The organism is Silvimonas amylolytica (assembly GCF_014645555.1).
GTDB classification, from domain to species: domain Bacteria; phylum Pseudomonadota; class Gammaproteobacteria; order Burkholderiales; family Chitinibacteraceae; genus Silvimonas; species Silvimonas amylolytica.
Genome location: NZ_BMLY01000001.1, coordinates 452,598 through 469,809, shown reverse-complemented (window position 1 = coordinate 469,809; position 17,212 = coordinate 452,598). Strand labels below are relative to the sequence as shown.

Annotated in this window: 14 protein-coding genes; all 14 read left to right on the top strand. The window is 57.0% G+C overall.

Annotated elements, in window-relative coordinates:
• Window position 1 precedes the first annotated feature (1 nt).
• On the top strand, window positions 2-781 hold the full coding sequence (gene rfbF, locus IEX44_RS02105) for a glucose-1-phosphate cytidylyltransferase (protein WP_188688231.1): 780 nt from the start codon (window positions 2-4) through the stop codon (window positions 779-781).
• 16 nt (window positions 782-797) lie between these two features.
• A complete protein-coding gene (gene rfbG / locus IEX44_RS02100; RefSeq protein WP_188688229.1) occupies window positions 798-1,871 on the top strand; it encodes a CDP-glucose 4,6-dehydratase in 1,074 nt (357 codons plus the stop codon).
• Window positions 1,871-2,422, top strand: coding sequence for a dTDP-4-dehydrorhamnose 3,5-epimerase family protein (locus IEX44_RS02095; protein ID WP_188688227.1), 552 nt, complete (start codon window positions 1,871-1,873; stop codon window positions 2,420-2,422). The genes rfbG and IEX44_RS02095 overlap by 1 nt, the downstream gene beginning before the upstream one ends.
• Window positions 2,419-3,642 (top strand): class I SAM-dependent methyltransferase, encoded by a 1,224-nt coding sequence (locus IEX44_RS02090; RefSeq protein ID WP_188688226.1) that lies wholly within the window; start codon window positions 2,419-2,421, stop codon window positions 3,640-3,642. The genes IEX44_RS02095 and IEX44_RS02090 overlap by 4 nt, the downstream gene beginning before the upstream one ends.
• Window positions 3,639-4,763 carry a DegT/DnrJ/EryC1/StrS family aminotransferase gene (locus IEX44_RS02085; RefSeq protein ID WP_188688224.1) on the top strand — a complete coding sequence of 375 codons (1,125 nt, stop codon included), beginning with the start codon at window positions 3,639-3,641 and terminating at the stop codon, window positions 4,761-4,763. The genes IEX44_RS02090 and IEX44_RS02085 overlap by 4 nt, the downstream gene beginning before the upstream one ends.
• On the top strand, window positions 4,760-5,413 hold the full coding sequence (locus IEX44_RS02080) for a NeuD/PglB/VioB family sugar acetyltransferase (protein ID WP_188688221.1): 654 nt from the start codon (window positions 4,760-4,762) through the stop codon (window positions 5,411-5,413). Before IEX44_RS02085 ends, IEX44_RS02080 begins: the two co-directional genes overlap by 4 nt.
• A gap of 118 nt (window positions 5,414-5,531) precedes the next feature.
• A complete protein-coding gene (locus IEX44_RS02075; protein ID WP_188688219.1) occupies window positions 5,532-6,317 on the top strand; it encodes a cephalosporin hydroxylase family protein in 786 nt (261 codons plus the stop codon).
• A 19-nt stretch (window positions 6,318-6,336) separates the two neighbouring features.
• On the top strand, window positions 6,337-11,118 hold the full coding sequence (locus IEX44_RS02070; protein ID WP_188688217.1) for a TIGR00180 family glycosyltransferase: 4,782 nt from the start codon (window positions 6,337-6,339) through the stop codon (window positions 11,116-11,118).
• 296 nt (window positions 11,119-11,414) lie between these two features.
• The gene (locus IEX44_RS21220; protein ID WP_188688215.1) at window positions 11,415-13,037 is read left to right on the top strand and encodes a flagellin N-terminal helical domain-containing protein; all 1,623 of its coding nucleotides are present in this window, start codon (window positions 11,415-11,417) and stop codon (window positions 13,035-13,037) included.
• Between the two features lie 91 nt (window positions 13,038-13,128).
• Window positions 13,129-13,515, top strand: coding sequence for a flagellar protein FlaG (locus tag IEX44_RS02060; RefSeq protein WP_188688213.1), 387 nt, complete (start codon window positions 13,129-13,131; stop codon window positions 13,513-13,515).
• A gap of 143 nt (window positions 13,516-13,658) precedes the next feature.
• On the top strand, window positions 13,659-15,788 hold the full coding sequence (gene fliD / locus IEX44_RS02055) for a flagellar filament capping protein FliD (RefSeq protein WP_188688212.1): 2,130 nt from the start codon (window positions 13,659-13,661) through the stop codon (window positions 15,786-15,788).
• Window positions 15,789-15,850: 62 nt separating this feature from the next.
• On the top strand, window positions 15,851-16,336 hold the full coding sequence (gene fliS, locus IEX44_RS02050; protein WP_188688209.1) for a flagellar export chaperone FliS: 486 nt from the start codon (window positions 15,851-15,853) through the stop codon (window positions 16,334-16,336).
• Window positions 16,323-16,643 (top strand): flagellar protein FliT, encoded by a 321-nt coding sequence (fliT, locus tag IEX44_RS02045; protein WP_229678687.1) that lies wholly within the window; start codon window positions 16,323-16,325, stop codon window positions 16,641-16,643. The genes fliS and fliT overlap by 14 nt, the downstream gene beginning before the upstream one ends.
• A 140-nt stretch (window positions 16,644-16,783) precedes the next feature.
• Window positions 16,784-17,212, top strand: a complete 429-nt coding sequence (locus tag IEX44_RS02040) for a DUF2802 domain-containing protein (RefSeq protein WP_188688206.1) — start codon at window positions 16,784-16,786, stop codon at window positions 17,210-17,212.

The window sequence follows — 17,212 nt, the reverse complement described above, 5'->3', positions numbered from 1 at the left end:
CGTGAAGGTGGTCATTCTTGCGGGCGGTCTGGGTACACGTCTTGGTGAGGAAACAGATTTGCGACCCAAGCCCATGGTCGAGATCGGCGGGCGCCCGATTCTGTGGCACATCATGAAGATCTATGCCGCGCAGGGCTATTCCGAATTTGTGGTCTTGCTGGGCTACAAGGGCAATCACATCAAGGAGTTCTTTGCCAACTATTTCCTGTACCAGGGCGACGTCACCATTGATCTCTCTAATAACCAGATCGAGGTGCACCGCAACCAGTCTGAAGCCTGGAAAGTCACCCTGCTGGAAACCGGCCTGTCCTCGCAAACCGGGGGCCGTATTTTGCGGGCGCGGGACTATCTTGGCGGCGAAGACTTCATGCTCACGTATGGCGATGGCGTATCCGACGTCAACATTGCCGAACAACTGGCGCAACACAAGGCCTCGCCAGATGCGTTGGTGACCATGACCTGTGTGCAGCCAGAGCCACGCTTTGGCTTGGTGGACGAAGATGCCAACGGTTATATCCGCGAATTTCACGAAAAACCGCCGGGCGATCTGGGCTGGATCAACGCGGGTTTCATGATTTGCCGTACCGGCGTGTTCGATTACATCAAGGAAGGGGATGCCACCATCTTCGAGCGGGAGCCACTGGAAGGGCTGGCGGGCGATGGCAAGCTCAAGGCTTATCGTCATCATGGCTTCTGGAAATGCATGGACACGCTGCGCGATAAAATCCAGTTGAACCAGATGTGGGACCAGGGCAAAGCGCCCTGGAAAATCTGGGACTGAGCCAGGATACATCAACGTGTTCAATAATATTTACCAGGGCCGCCGCGTCTTTGTGACCGGACATACCGGTTTCAAAGGGTCGTGGCTTGCTCTGTGGTTGCAGCAACTTGGTGCACTGGTCGAGGGATACGCCTTGCCGCCGCCCGCTGGCGAGCCAGCTCATTGGCCGGCGCTGGGGCTCGATTGCGGTTCGACACTGGCAGATATCCGTGACGCTGAGACTCTGAAGCAGTCGATCACCCATGCCCGGCCGGAGATCGTCTTTCATCTTGCGGCGCAGCCACTGGTGCTGGCCTCTTACCAGGACCCGCTGACCACCTGGCAAACCAATGTCATGGGGACTGCCAATCTGCTTGAGGCCTGCCGTGCGATCGATTCAGTCAAGGCTGTGGTCGTCATTACCACCGACAAGTGTTACGAAAACAAAGAATGGAGCTGGGGCTATCGGGAGACCGACACCCTGGGCGGGTACGATCCGTATAGCGCCTCCAAAGCCGCAGCTGAACTGGTCGCGGCCTCTTACCGTAGTAGCTTTGCCGAGCGCGCCGGCGCACCACGTTTGCTGATCGCTACAGCTCGGGCTGGCAACGTGATTGGTGGTGGAGACTGGGCGCAGAACCGGTTGATCCCGGATGTGGCCCGCGCGGTTGCCGCCGGGCAGACCGTGGATATCCGCAACCCGCTGGCCATTCGCCCCTGGCAGCATGTGCTGGAATCGCTCTCTGCTTATTTGTTGATTGGCGAGCGCTTACTGGCGGACGACGAAACCGTTGCGTGCGCCTGGAATGTTGGTCCGGTGGAGTCCGATATTGCCTCGGTGGGCGAGGTGCTGACGCAGTTAGGCGCGCATTGGTCGGCGGTGGCGTGGCGGCAGGTCGGTGCCGTGGCCCATGAAACCAGCGCGCTGCGGCTGGATTCTTCGCATATCCGCTCGCGGCTGGGCTGGCAACCGGTCTGGCGGCTGCAACAGGCGCTGGCGCAAACCGGGGCCTGGTACCAGGACTGGATGAGGGGCGAACTGATCTCGCTGCAACAACTGCAGCAATATCAACACGATGCCGCGCAGGCCGGCCTGGTGTGGGCGCGTTGATGCGTATCACGCCGCTTGATATTCCGGGGGCAGCTATTCTGGAAACAGACCGGCGAGGGGATGAGCGGGGCAGTTTTGCGCGCTGGTTCTGTGCGGACGAGCTAGCCGCGTTGCTGGGGGGCTCGCATGTCTGCCAGGTCAATCATTCTTTCACCCAGGAACAAGGCAGCATCCGCGGCCTGCATTTCCAATACCCGCCCGCTGCAGAAAAGAAGGTTATCCGTTGTCTGTCGGGGGCGGTCTTTGATGTAGTGGTCGATCTGCGTGCCAGTTCGCCAACGTTTCTGCAATGGCGCAGCGTCGAGCTTTCGGCAAAAAATGATCGTGCCTTGCTGCTGCCAGAAGGCTGTGCACATGGCTTTCAGACGCTGGCCGAGGCGACGCAGTTGCTGTATCTGCATACGGCGCTTTATACGCCTTCCCTGGAGGGCGGGCTGCGCTATAACGATCCACGTCTGAATATTGCCTGGCCTTTGCCACCTGCCCAGTTGTCTGCTCGCGATCAGCAACACCCTTTACTGACTGAAGATTTTCGTGGAATTGAGCCATGAAGTGTCGTCATTGCCACAGCCCTTTGCAGCTTGATTTTGTTGATCTGGGCTTTTCACCACCATCCAATGCTTATCTGGACATCGCCCGTTTGTCTGCGCCGGAAACATATTTTCCGCTGCGGGTGAAAGTCTGCGAGCAATGCTGGCTGGTGCAAACTGAAGACTTTGCCCGCCACGATGAGCTGTTTGATGCGGGGTATGCGTATTTCTCCTCGACCTCATCGACATGGCTGGCACATGCGCAAAAGTATGTGGAAATGATCGCCAGCCGGCTTGGACTCGGTGAGCAGTCACTGGTGATCGAAGTCGCCGCCAACGATGGTTATCTCTTGCAGTACGTTGCGCAACAGAGGATTCGGTGCGTCGGCGTTGAGCCCACCCACAGCACGGCAGAAGCGGCGCGTAGCCGCGGCCTGCAGATCGAAGAAGTCTTTCTGGGCGTGGAAAGTGCAGAGGCGTTACGCGCTCGGCATGGGGCCGCAGATCTGGTCGTCGCCAACAATGTGTTGGCGCATGTGCCGGACATCAACGACTTTGTGGCCGGCATTGCACATTTGCTGACGCCCCAGGGCACGGTGACGTTTGAATTTCCTCATTTGCAGAACCTGATCGAGCAAATCCAGTTCGATACTGTTTATCACGAGCATTTTTCCTATCTGTCGCTGCTGGCTGTACAGCCTATCCTGAGTCAGGCCGGCCTGCGGGTATATGACGTAGAAGTGCTGCCTACACATGGCGGCAGCTTGCGCGTCTACGCCTGCTCGCAGGACGCGACCCATGCAGAACAACCCGGGGTGGCAGCAACGCTGGCTGGCGAGCGGGCCGCCGGGCTGGATCAACCGCAGATTTATCGCAATTTCCAGTCTCGCGCCGAAGGCGTACGACTGGGTCTGCAAGCCTTTTTGCTGGAACAAAAACGCCTCGGAAAAAAAGTGCTTGGCTATGGCGCAGCAGCAAAAGGGAATACGCTGCTCAATTACGCAGGCGTGGATGGGCTGCTACTGGCGCAAGTGGCAGATGCGGCACCATCCAAGCAAGGCAAGTACTTGCCGGGCAGCCATATTCAGGTGATTACCCCGCAAGCATTACTCGATGCCCGACCGGATTTTGTCCTGATCCTGCCGTGGAATCTGAAACATGAAGTCATGCAACAACTGGCCGGCATCCGCGAGTGGGGCGGGCAGTTTGTAGTGGCCGTACCCGAGGTGGAAATCCTGTGAGCCCAACGCAAGCACGCATCCTGTATACCAAGCCCTCCATTACCGATCGTGAGATTAGCTACGCCACAGATGCGGCGGCTAATGGCTGGGGTGAGCGCTGTTACGACTACATCAACCGCTTTGAGCGGGACTTTGCCGCCTGGATTGGTGCTACCCATGCCATTGCGACGTCCAGTTGCACTGGGGCAATGCATATGGCGCTGGCCGCGCTGGATATCGGCGCGGGTGATGAGGTCATCCTGGCCGACACCAACTGGATTGCGACCGTGGCGCCCATCGTTCATGTTGGCGCAACCCCGGTATTTGTCGATGTGCTGCCGCAATCGTGGTGTCTTGACCCTGCTCGGGTAGAGGCGGCCATTACACCCAGAACCCGCGCGATTGTGGCGACCCACATCTACGGTAATCTGTGCGAGATGGATGCACTGGCTGTGATTGCCGAGCGTCATGGGCTGGTGCTGATCGAAGATGCTGCAGAGGCTATCGGCTCGGTTTTTCACGGCCGTCGTGCAGGATCGATAGGGCGCTTTGGCGTGTTTTCGTTTCACGGCACCAAAACCATGACCACGGGCGAAGGCGGCATGTTTGTCACCAGCGACCCTGATTTATATGAGCGGGTACTGACCCTGAGCAACCACGGGCGCAAGCGTGGCGAAACCCGCCAGTTCTGGCCGGCGGAGATCGGCTTCAAATACAAAATGTCCAACATCCAGGCGGCGATCGGTTGCGCGCAACTGGAACGGATTGATGAACTGGTTGCACGCAAGCGCGAGGTGTTTCATCAGTATCAAGCTGCGTTGCGCGCCTGGCCGCAGATCAGCCTGAACCCGGAGCCGGCCGGCACGCTCAACGGTTACTGGATGCCAACTGCCGTGTTTGACCCGGCCATTGGGGTGACGCGTGAACAATTGCAGGCGGCGTTTCAGCGTGAACAAATTGATGCGCGGGTCTTTTTTAGCCCGCTGTCCAGTACACCCCCTTTCGTCGCGATGCCCGAGAACCGGGTTGCATTTGATATCCCCACGCGCGCAATCAATTTGCCCAGCTATCACGATCTGACCCTCGAGCAGATCGAGCGGGTTGCTGCCTGCCTGCTGAGCGTGTTGCCGGAGGTGCGGTGAAAAAAGTCTTGCTGCTCGGGGCCAATAACCCGGAGTCCCCCCGCATATTGCAACGGGTGCGCGAGCAGGGTTTGGTCGACTTTGCCGGATATATCGACAATGATCCGGCCAAAAAAGGCCAGGATTTCTACGGTCTGCCGGTGTTTGGCGGTTTTGATGTGTTGCCCCGGTTTGATCCGGCCCACTACACCTTTGTGAACCTGATTTCCGGTGATTGCGTTACCCGGCATGAGACGACGCAATATATGCTTAGCGCAGGCTTTGCAATGAGCAACCTGATCCACCCCACCATTGATTTGATGATGGTGGAATTGGGTACAGGCATTTATTTGCGCGAAGGCGTTATTGTGCAAGCCGGGGTGAAACTGGCTGACAATGTGTGCATGCACATCGGCGCATTGATTGGCCATGAAACGCAGGTTGGAGAATCTTCATTTATTGCCCCTGGTGTCTCGGTGTGTGGCTGTGTTGAAATAGGCCGCGGGGTATTTGTCGGCGCAGGCGCCACCATATTGCCCAGGCTGAAAATCGGGGATTGGGCGGTGATTGGCGCAGGCGCAGTGATTACCAAAGATGTGCCGGCGGGTGCGGTTATGGTGGGGAATCCGGCGCGGGTACTCAGAATGCGTGATCCTCATGTGCCGCGATAAACGCAGAGTAGAAGACAGATTAAAATGGCGCGGGTAGTGCAGAGCAGGCACTGGCAAAACCGGCGTCGCGCCAGACCAGTACATTCCCGCCAGACGGGATCAAACCATTGAGGTTTCCATGACAGACGACATGTACGCCCGCTTTGAGGCAGAACGAGTCCAGGATATTGCAGCGCAGGGCGCAGACGCAAAACTGAAAAAAATGGGTGTGGATTTTGTGGTCCAGACAGCGCCCCATAAATACACCTACAACTTCAAGGCGCTGGGCCGCCCCATTATTCAGCTGCCGCAAGACATGGTCGCCATGCAGGAACTGATCTGGCAACTGCGGCCTGATCTGATTATTGAAACCGGCATTGCCCACGGTGGCTCATTGATCATGAGTGCATCCATGCTGGCCTTGCTGGATTATTGCGATGCAGTCGAACAAGGCGTGCCACTTGACCCGAAAGCCAGCAAGCGCACGGTCCTGGGTCTGGATATTGATATCCGCGAGCACAATCGGGCTGCTATCGAAGCTCACCCGCTGGCACATAAAATCGAGATGATCCAGGGCTCATCGATTGATCCGCAGGTCATTGCCCAGGTACACGCCCGGGCACGGGGTTGCGAGCGGGTACTGGTCTGTCTGGACTCTAACCATACGCATGCCCATGTGCTGGCAGAACTGGAGGCCTATGCGCCGCTGACCACGCCAGGGAGCTACTGCGTGGTGTTTGACACGGTGGTGGAAGACATGCCTGCCGATGCCTTCCCCGACCGGCCGTGGGGTGTCGGTGACAACCCGAAAACGGCGGTGCATCAATGGCTGAAAAACAATCCTGAATTCGAGATTGACCACACCATTGAAAACAAATTGCTGATTACCGTTGCGCCGGACGGTTATCTGAAACGTATTGCCTGATTTACATACTGGACACCGAATGAACCCAACTGGCCAGCTGTTGACCCTGGTATTGCTGACGCATAATCGCCCGCAATTTCTGGCGCGCGCCGTGCGTTATTACTCCGCTATGCCGTATACCTTGTTGATCATGGATTCTTCGGCTGAATCCAATGCATGGGCGGCGAAGCAATACGGTAACGAGCGCACAAATTACCAGCATTGTGGCGACTGCGATTACAGCCAGATCATGTTGAAAATCCGGCGCGGTATCGATCTGGTCACCACGCCCTATATGGCTTTTGTGACCGATGACGATTTCACGTTGCAAGACGGTCTTGATCAGAGTCTTGATTTCCTTGAAGCCAATCCTGATTACGGCTTGTGCCACGGTTACTCAGTCATGTATCTGGCTGATGGCGAGCGGGTGCATTATTTCCTGCGCGATCGCAAAGTGGTGGAAGACTACGCGGGCAATATCCCGGATCGCATCATGTCCTTTATGGACAATTACATTCCACCCTTTTATGCGGTCAGCAGAACTGGCATACCCCGCGACTGGTATCACCGGATTCCGGATGACATCCGCTGGGAATTCAATGAATTTGGCGATGCCTATTTCAGACTGATTTGCAGCAAGATACGGATCTTGCCGATTCCGTTTGTGGTGCGTGAGCTCAACTATCCGGTATCGGATCATCAAACCGATCTGTATCAGGCACTCACCTCGGCGGAGTTTGAAGGGCCGCAAAAAGAAGCATTTTTTGGTTTCATGGCGCAGGTCCATTGTCAGATGCAGCCGGGTGTCACTGTTGATGACGCGCGGGTACTGGCAAAAAAAGCATCCGCAGTCCTGGCCATGTGCCTTGCCAGCAGCAAGTCGCTGACCGTGCAGGAAATATTCCGCTCGGAATGGCGCGCCATCACGCCGCATCCCGAATGGGTGTTTGAGCCCAGGCAGTTTGTGGAAATGCCGTTCTATAACGCGGCATTCTTTGCGCTGCTGGAAGATATTGATCTGATGGTCCGCGCAATGCCGTGCGGCAAGCTCCAGCTGAAAGAGCTTGAGCCCAAACTGCAGTGGCAAAACCAGTTGATCATTCAGGGTATTGCCCAGATGGACGCGGGCGATACCCAGACAGCACTTCAGTCATTTGAGGCTATCCTCAGCCAGAACCCGTTTCATATCAACACGCTGTGCAGCCTGTGCGTGCTGCATGCCAACCAGGGCGCGCTGCAGCCTGCAAAGGTGCTGCTGGACTGGGCGACCCGCCTGAACCCTCTGGACCCTGCCGTGCTGTCACTGGCGCCATTGGCCAAGGCCCTGGAACAGAAAACCATTACGGGGCAGCCTCAGGAGGCAGTACGCCGTCTGGCCGTGGCTTTCCATTTGTTTTATCTGGATCTGTGGGAAGAGTTTGCCCAGGCGTTCTCCAGCATCAATCAGCCTTTTGATTTGTTGGTGACCACACCGGAAGAGGTGTTGCCGCAGGCGACAGCGCTGATCAAATCCCGGTTCCCTGATGCCAGAATTTACCCGGTCAAAAATCGTGGGCGTGATATCGCTCCGCTGTTCAAGTTGCTGGAGCACGAACGGCTGGAAGACTACGACCAGGTGCTCAAGATCCATACCAAAAAGTCATTGCACCGCACGAACGGGTTTGGCGAGCTCTGGCGCAATCATCTGTTGAAAGGATTGTTGCCGGAAGGCGGGATCGGGCCGATCCTGGCCATGTTTGATGCGGACCCGGGCATCGGTATGCTGGCCGCTGCCGAGACCATGGTGAATGCCTACAAGATTTCTGGCGCGCAGCGGGAAAATTTGCCGGGGATGCAGTTGTGGGCCAAGCGCATCGGGGTTGATCCGCAAGGTTTTGATTACGACTTTGTTGCGGGCTCCATGTACTGGGTGCGTGGCGCTTTTTTTGCCGCGCTGCGCCGGCTCGACGTCAAGCTGGAAGATTTCGAGGAAGAAGCCGGACAACTGGACGGCACGCTGGCCCACGTTTTTGAGCGCCTGATGCCGTTGGTTGTGCGCTCAGCCGGTCTTGAAACCCGAATGCTGCCCAAGAATGCCCCGGAGTCAGCTGCTTCGGGCGAGGCGCAAGTCCAGAGTTCCATGTCGTCGTTGCCGACGGGTTTGAGCCTGGTTACCCATACTTACGAAGCCTGGTTGAAAGATCGCAACCTCACGCTGGCCGAGGCCCGCATGATTGATACCCGTGTTGATCAGATGCCCCCCCAGGTGGCGCACTTTTATCTGATCGACCGGACTGGCAACATCGCTGCCGTTTCCGAAACCCTGACCACGCTGGGTCAGCAATATTTCAAGGGCAAGCGGGCCACGATTGTATCTCCGCTGGCAGACCCGGACCCCAATAGCGGCATCGGCTGGCTGCAAAGTAACGACGCCTACGCCGCAATCATGACCGATGTGGCCCGTATTCAGGCCGATTGGGTGGGTCTTGTCGAAGTGGGCGATCTGCTGACGCTGGATGGTTTGCTGCTGGGCCTGCTGCAAGCAGTGGACAACCCGCAATGGCAGGCCATCTATTGGGATGATGACTGGATCGGTGAGCCTGGCAAGTCCGATATGCCGCGCTTCAAACCGGATTTCAGCCCCGACCTGATGCGCGCCACACCTTATGCGGACGGGCTTTTACTAGTGCGCCATGCCGCCATAACGGCTGCGCTGGTAACCGGGCCACTGGAAGCCGGCGCCGAGCAGATTGATTTGCTGTTCCGTTTGTATGAGCTATTGGGCGAAAAAGCAATTGGCCACGTGCCAAACATCGGCTGCCACCTGGCGCAACTGCCGTGGCGTGCGCTGGATGATCACGGCCGTGCGGGGGCGTTTGCCCGCGCCGTGCGCAACCATCTGCAACGCCTGAACACCCCGGCGAACATCTCCGAAGGCCTGCTTCCGGGGACTTTGCATGTGCAGCATCAGCATGCCACCAAGCCGCTGGTCAGCATTATCGTCCCCACCAAAGACCAGTTTGCAATGCTGTCGCGGTGTGTAGAAAGCGTGCTGGAGCGCACCCGCTATCCCCAGTACGAATTGCTGATTGTCGATAACAATACGACTGAAGCGGATGCCAGCAATTTTCTGGATGGTCTGGAAAAGCTCGGGAATCCACGCATCCGCGTGATCCGGTACCCGCACCCGTTCAATTTTTCCGCAATCAACAACCATGCGGTGGAGCTGGCGCAGGGTGAGTACGTCGTATTGCTAAACAACGATACGGCCATCATCCAGGACAATTGGCTTGATGAGCTGATGAGTCATGCGCAGCGGCCGGAAGTCGGCGCAGTGGGCGCACGCCTGCTTTATCCTGATGGCCGGATTCAGCACGCCGGCGTCGTGCTGGGGCTGCGTGGCCCGGCAGATCACCCGTTTATCGGCACGCCCCGGGAAGAGCGCGGTTATATGAACCGCCTGCAGGTCACCCAGAACTATTCGGTGGTGACCGCCGCTTGTATGGTGGTGCGCAAGTCTCTGTACCGCGAACTGGGTGGCATGGATGAACAGGACTTCAAGGTTTCTTACAATGATGTTGACCTGTGTCTGAAAGTGCGTCAGGCCGGATATCTGGTGGTGTGGACGCCGTTTGCCAGCGTATTGCATGAGGGAAGTGTTAGCCAGACGCGCGTTGATCCTGCGGCCCAGGAGGCCAAAAGAAAGCGCTTTGCCGGTGAACAGGAGGCCATGTACCTCAAATGGCTGCCGCAACTGGCACGAGATCCGTACTACAACCGCAATCTGGCATTGCACGGCAACGGGTTCGAGATCGAGAACCGGCGCCTGGTCTCGTTCCAGCCCGTTTCCTGGAAACCGCCCATGCGGGTGCTGACCCATCCGGCAGATCAGATGGGGTGTGGCCACTACCGGATCATTCAGCCGTTCCAGGCGCTGAAAGACGCCCAAAAAGTGGGCGGGTCGATCTCCTTCGAATTGCTCTCTGTGGTGGATCAGGAGCGCTTCAAGCCGGATGTGCTGGTGTTTCAACGGCAATTTACGCCGGAACAGATTGAATTCATGTCGCGGGCCAAGCGGTTCTCCGGTGCTTATTGCATCTATGAACTCGATGACTATTTGCCCAATTTGCCGCTCAAAAGCGCCCACCGCGAGCACATGCCCAAGGATGTGTTGAAATCATTGCGGCGTGCGGTGGCGAATGTGGATCGCTTTGTGGTGTCTACGAATCGCCTGGCTGAACAATATTCTGATCTGCACGATAACTTCCATGTGGTGAATAACTATCTACCAGAAGGATGGTGGGGTGATTTGCCGCTGATCCCAACTGAGCGCGAGAAACCGCGCGTAGGCTGGGCCGGCGGGATTAGCCACACGGGCGATCTGGAGTTGATTGAAGGTGTGGTGCGGGAACTGGCTGAGGAGGTGGACTGGGTGTTCTTTGGGATGTGTCCACCGAAATTGCGTCCTTATGTCAAAGAGTTTCATGAGGGCGTGCCCATTGAAACTTACCCGGCCAAGGTCGCCAGCCTGCAACTGGATCTGGCATTGGCGCCGCTGGAACACAACGTGTTCAATGAGAGCAAGAGCAATTTGCGCTTGCTGGAATATGGGGCTTGCGGCTTTCCGGTGGTGTGTACCGACATTGAGCCGTACCGTGTTGACCTGCCGGTAACACGGGTGCGCAATCGTCACAAAGACTGGATTGATGCCATCCGCATGCATCTGGACGACATGTCGGCAACTCGTCAGCGCGGTCTGGAGTTGCGCCAGGTCGTAAGGGACAAGTGGATGCTCAAGGGTGAAAACCTGGAGCTTTGGCGTAAGGCTTGGTCTCCCGATTAACGGTAGGCTGATACAAATGGCAGAAATCGACAGGAACGGCGGGTTGCAGAACCCGCCGTTTTTTTACGACGAATATCCTGGAATGGCTTGTAGACGTGGGGTTCAGCGGGGTGGCGCGGGAAACCAGCGGGATGAAAAAACAGAAAACCCTTATGCTTTCCCATGGTGTCAGATTTAATGGAAAAAATTTTTTGAATTTTCGCTAAAGTTATTTTCGGGGCCACCGATAAACAGTCCAAGGACGCGGTGATGCGTCTGAACGTTGAACGCAAAACCCCCTTACGAGGAGCTACCAAATGTCTTTGGTTCTCAATACAAACGTAGCGTCGCTGCAGGCTCAGCAAAACCTGAGCAAGTCGCAAGACTCGCTGAATACCTCGCTGGAACGCCTGTCGTCCGGTCTGCGTATCAACAGCGCCAAGGATGACGCCGCCGGCCTCGCGATCTCTGATCGTATGACGTCGCAAATCAACGGCATGAATCAGGCATCCCGCAATGCCAACGACGGCGTTTCGCTGTCGCAGACTGCGGAAGGTGCTCTGGGCCAGATGAGCGACATGATGCAATCCATTCGCCAACTGGCTGTTCAGTCGGGCAACGCGACGAACTCCACGTCCGACCGCCAGGCCCTGAATGCCCAGGTTAACCAGCTGGTGTCCGAACTGGACCGTACCGCTCAAACTACCCAGTTTAACGGTCAAAACCTGTTCGACGGCAGCTTCACCGCTGCAACCTACCAAGTTGGTGCCAACGCCAACCAGACCATCACTGCAACCATGGGTAACTTCCGTACTAGCCAGTACGGTACGTTCCAGATGGGCGGCGGTAACGGTACAGGTCAACTGGCCTACACCAACGAAGTGAGCGGCACGACTCAAGGTGCGATTGGCGGGACCGCCAACGTGGCCGTGACCGGCGCCGTGGTGACTTCCAGCGGTACCATGTCCATCAACGGCAAGTCGGTTTCCGTATCCGGTACTGACCAGGCTAGCGATGTGGCAGCCAAGATCAACGCAGCCAACACGGGCGTAACCGCAACTGCATCGACTGAAGTTGATCTGTCGTTTGCATCCGGTTCGTACTCTCTGGCGGTTGCTTCGAACAACAACACCTACGCTTCGGTGTCGTTCAGCGTGACCTCGTCGGTATCCGGTCAAGCTCCGACGGCTTCCGACTACAACCAGGCTGTGACCGCGTTCAACAACGCTCAGTCGCAAACCGGCGTTGTGGCTCAGCTGGCTACGTTCACCAACTCCAGCGGTTCCGTGACATACGGTATCAAGCTGACCAACAACTCTGGCGCCAACATCCAGATTACGTCGGCCAGCGGTGTTGCGAGCGGCTTTGGTGGCACGGTCACCCAGTACAACTACGACACCACAAACTCGACCGGTTCGGCTCAGTACACTTCGGGTACGGCAATCCAGGCTTCAGGTGGTTCGGGTAGCTTCACCTTCGGTGGTCAGGTTGTGCTGAACTCGGCCAGCTCGTACTCCATCACCACCAGCGGTGCAGGTTTTGCCAGCGGTGTGTTTACGGGCAAAAACTCGGCCGGTACTTCCTCTTACGGCCTGGCCTCCGGCTCGACCATGACTTCTTCGCTGAAGACCGTGCAAAGCCTGGATGTGTCCACTGTTGACGGTGCTACGCAAGCCCTGCGGATCGCTGATGATGCACAGTCGTACATCGACAGCCAACGTGCTCAACTGGGTGCGCTGCAGAACCGCTTCACTTCGACCATCTCTAACCTGTCGACCACGGTGACCAACCTGTCGGCCGCCAAGAGCCGGATTGAAGATACCGACTTCGCTTCGGAAACCGCCAACCTGACGCAATCGCAGATTCTGCAACAGGCCGGTACCGCGATGCTGTCGCAAGCCAACCAGCTGCCGCAAAGCATCTTGAGCCTGCTGAAGTAATCAGGCGCAAGACGTCTCGGGTAGTATGGAGGCATGATGCCCCGGCCGGTTCAAACCGTGCCGGGGCGTTTTTCCGTTCAAGGAGAACCTCATGCAAGTGCAGTTGACTCAATCTCTCGCGGCGCTGTCGCCGACCACCAACCCGTCTGGTGGTCAGTCTCAGTCAGCCCAGACCGGTTCTGTCACTCAAAGTGGCAGCGTAGCTAACAGCAGCAACAGCACCGATGGCAAGAACGGGCAACAGGCTGATGCCACCACCCTGAACGATGCGGTGGGCAAGCTCAATGAGGCGGTCAAGAACTACGCCAACGGCAATAGCTTGCAGTTTTCGGTGGACCCGGACAGCCAGACACACATCGTCAAGGTGATTGATTCCCAGACGAAAGATGTGATCCGGCAGATCCCGAGCGAGCAGGCCATTGCCATTGCCAAGGCCATTGGACAATTCGAAGGCTTGCTGATTAAAGATAAAGCCTGAACGGCCGATATTCTCTATTAGAGGCGGCGAACTTGCCGCAGGCCGTTCTGTCCGATTTGTAATGCGGGCGCCCGGATACAATGATCGTCATCCAGTTAGCATAACTGGCTGGTATGATGGGGCACGCACGCCAGGAGTTACCCATGACCTCGAGTATTTCTCCCACCCCTACGCCGACGCCGACTCCCACACCGACGCCGACACCCACGCCCACTGCGTCGCCTACGCCGAGCAGTATCACGAGTGGGCTGAGCAGCAGCAGCGGGTTGGGCGCGATTACCTCGATGGGTATCGGCTCCGGCATTGATATCAGCGGCATCATTTCGCAGTTGATGCAGGTAGAGCAGCAACCGCTGCTGGCCTTGCAAAAACAGGAAGCGAGCTATGACGCACAGCTTTCCGCGTTGGGTACCTTGCAAGGCGCACTCACTGATTTTCAGAGCACGCTGACCGCACTGTCTGATCCAACCAAGTTGCAGTTGTCGACCGCCAAACTGGCCAACTCGTCAGTGGGCACCGCAACCGCGACCAATGCTGCCCAGCAGGGTTCGCACTCCTTGCAGGTGAGCCAGCTTGCCCAGAACCAGGTCGTTGCTTCGGCGGATGTCAGCAGCCCGAACAATCCGGTGGGCACTGGGTCGCTGACCATTTCTTTTGGTTCGTACGACAGCACATCGGGTTTCTCGGCCAATGCGTCGCAGCAGGCGATCACGGTCAATATCGATTCGACCAACAACAACCTGTTTGGCCTGCGTGATGCCATCAACGCCGCCAAGGGCGGGGTAACGGCCAGCATCATCAATGACGGTGGTGGTTTCCGCCTGGTGCTCTCGTCCAATACCACGGGTCAAGTCAATGGCATGAAAATCACGGCAACCGGCGCCAATGGCGATACCGGCCTGAATGCCTTTGCTTTTGATCCGGCTTCGACCACCAACACCACGACCGTCACGCAAAAAGCGCAGGACGCCCAGTTCACGCTCGACGGGATCACGATCTCCAAGCCGACCAATACCATCAGTGATGTATTGAGTGGCGTCACGCTGAACCTGACAGGCACCAATACCGATGCCACAACGCTGACGATTGGTACAGACAGCACGACGCTGGTGAAGAACGTGCAGGCCATGGTCGATGGCTACAACAATTTCATGTCGCAGCTCTCCAGTCTCACTGGCTACGACACCACAACGCAAACTGCCGGTATTCTGAACGGCCAGTATGCGTTGAACTCGATCAAAACCCAGATGCGCAGTGTGTTCAACAAGGCACTGGGTGGTAGCAATGCGTATCAGAGCCTCTTTGATGTTGGCGTTGGTTTTGACGACAAAGGCAACATGACTCTGGACCAGGACAAACTGTCCTCGGCCGCCCAGTCCAATCCACAAGCATTGGCCACCTTGTTTGCTGCGGGTACCTCGGTATCCAAACCGGGCGGTGTGACTGTGGTGTCGACCAGCTCGTCGCTGACCAAGCCGGGCACGTACGCCATCAATGTCACAACGCCGGCCACACAGGGTTCGGTGACGTCAGGCTCTAACATCACGTTCCCGCTGACTATTGGTGCGGATAACGACAATTTCACCATCGCGATCGACGGTGTGCAGTCAGGCACCATTAAATTGACCGATGGCGCCTCTTATGCCAACGGCAACGATCTGGCCACCGCTTTGCAAACCGCCATCAACAATGATGCGGCCATCAAGGCTGGCGGGGTGTCGGCAAACGTCTCTTTTGCCAATGGCGCATTGCAGTTTGCTTCTGCATCTTATGGCGCGACCTCGACCATCCAGCTGACAACAGCAGCAACCGGCGGAAGTACTGATCCGGCATTCCTGACCGTCACCGACAAGGCCGCCGGTACCGATGCCGTTGCGACCATTGGTGGTCAACCCGCAACAGCCACCGGTAACGTGCTGGTCGGGACAGGCCCTGCCGCTGGCTTGATCATCAGTCTGGCCGCCGGGTCGACGGGCGACATGGGTTCCGTGACCTATAGTCAGGGCTTTTCCTATAATCTGAATCAGAGCATCACCAATATGCTGTCCACCAAGGCCAGCGATAACGGGTTGTTCTACTCGGTGACCGACAGCATCAACCAGAGCATTACCCGTTTGCAGTCGCAAGAAACCGAAATGCAAACGCGTTTGACTCAGGTGCAGGCCAATTACGTGCAGCAGTTCACTGCCATGGATTCCGTGGTGGGCTCGTTGAAGAACACCAGTAGTTACCTGACGACCCAATTGGCCAACCTGCCCAAGATCAGTAGCTAAACGGGCAGGGCGGTGCCGGGCTGGTTCCGGTCAGTTGTGGTGGTTTGATTTGGAGAAGTGGCATGAGTTATGCCGTCAAGAAGGCGCTGGCGTCATATGGCCAGAACAGTGTGGATATGGCCGTTGCATCGGCCAGCCCGCTCAAACTGGTTGTGATGTTGTACGAAGGTGCCATAAAGGCTGTGGGCCTCGCGAAGTTTCACATGCAGGCAGGCAACATTGCCGACAAAGGCCAGTCGATCAGCAAGGCGATTGCGATTATCGACGAAGGCCTGCGCCAGTCGCTGGATGTGGAAAAAGGCGGCGAACTGGGAAAAAACCTGGATGCGCTGTACGAGCACATGGTTGCCCAGTTGTTCAAAGCCAACATCGAGAACAACGCCGACATGCTTGATCATGTGAGCAAGTTGCTGACTGATCTGAAATCCGCCTGGGATACCATCGAACAGAATAGTCGTGGTACGGGCGCAACACCGCCGCCGGCAGCGCCATCCGCTCAGGATGATGACGCCGCCAATCGCAGCGCTTTGAGTTATGGTCGCGCCTGATATGCAGGCAGTCTATGGTGAAATGGAAGCGTGCTGCGCGCGGATGCTGTTGAGTGCGCAATCCAGAGACTGGGATGATTTCCTGCAAACTGCGGGCCGGTTCAACGAGATCAGCAACACGCTGGGTGATATAGACTGGCAGGGCATGCAGCAAGACCAGCGCGAGACACTGGCCATGCTGATGCGTACTGCGCAGGCGCAGATCGATGCGATCGTCCCGCTGGCCATGGCGCGACGGCAAGAATTGATGGGCTCGATCCGTAGTCTGCAAACTGGCGATAAAATGCGGCGCATGTACGGTTCCTGAGAACCTGTTCAGAGTCTGTCGTGAGGAAGCCGTAAGCGGGGTAAAGTGCTGCATATGCACCCCGGTCAAGGCTCCGCAGCAAGACCATGAAGAGGGACTGGACCGGATGTCGCCGGTTTAAACTGTGACAGAGGCGGCACGTGAACGGCATTCTGATTACCTGGCCACAACTACTGTATGCAGGGCTCGCGCTCCTCGTTTTTTATGTGGCCGAGCTTTTGTTGTTTTTGCGCAAAGCCAATTCGCCACATCATCTATCGCGCCAGGCCCAGCAGCGGATTGAAACCATGTCAGGCGACATGGCGGCATTGCGCCAGGAGCTGGAACTTCTGAAGGTGCGGCTGGCCGCTAACAGCATGCAGCAAGCCTGGGCGGTTGAGCACCATGGCGATGCGGGTGTGGTCGATACCACTGCCGTGGCCCAGCCATTGACCGAAACCCCTTATGCCCAAGCCATCCGCCTGGCGCGTACCGGAGCTGATTCAGCCGCCGTTGCGCAGCAATGCGGTATTTCGCGGGGGGAGGCAGATCTGATCGTGGCGCTGTATCGCGCTGAAGGATTGCGCTGA